Source organism: Mesorhizobium sp. M0293, assembly GCF_040321735.1.
In the GTDB taxonomy this organism is placed as follows: Bacteria; Pseudomonadota; Alphaproteobacteria; order Rhizobiales; family Rhizobiaceae; genus Mesorhizobium.
Window position 1 is genome coordinate 1 of the sequence record NZ_JAMYSA010000329.1, and the last position, 567, is coordinate 567.

The 567-nt window shown below is 54.3% G+C and carries 1 protein-coding gene; it reads right to left on the minus strand.

The window, feature by feature from the left end:
- A partial coding sequence (locus NKJ06_RS35720) for a class I SAM-dependent methyltransferase (protein ID WP_502905683.1) occupies positions 1–318 on the minus strand: 318 nt, incomplete at its 3' end.
- Between the last annotated feature and the right edge of the window lie 249 nt (positions 319–567).

Consider the following 567-nt stretch of genomic DNA (forward strand, 5'->3'; position numbering starts at 1 on the left):
GTCGCCCAATCTGAAGTCCACATTCGGGAAGCGTTGCACCAGGCCGTCGTAGAAAATCCTGGAATATTCGACTGAAACCAGCTGGTGCGGCTTGATTCCCCTAGCCAGGATCGCCTTTGTGATGACACCGGTTCCCGCGCCAAGCTCCAGAATTGGCAATCCTGACCGTGGGTTCACCACGCTTGCCATCCGGCGTGCCGCATAAACCGAAGTGGGAATAAGGGCTCCCACGCCCTTCTTGTCCTTCTGCCAGCCTTTGAAGAATTCAACTTCTTCCTCAAACCTTTTGCCGAGCCGCTCCTTCAGTCGCAAAATCATATCTTCTCCTTGCGTCAGCCGCTTACCCAACGTCATGAATTTGGCAAAGCGCGTTTTGGCCAATCTCGACACCCTTTACAAGCCCGTTAAGACTGCTTGCGTGTCACGACGCGGTCAGCATGAATTGCCCCTTAACGCACTTTCATGTTTGCTGGGCCTATGTCTCGCCCTCGCTTGCTGCCCGAAAAAAGTTTCCCGAGCTATGCGTATCTGCCCGGCAAATATCCGCATCCGGTGCGTGATCCCTTG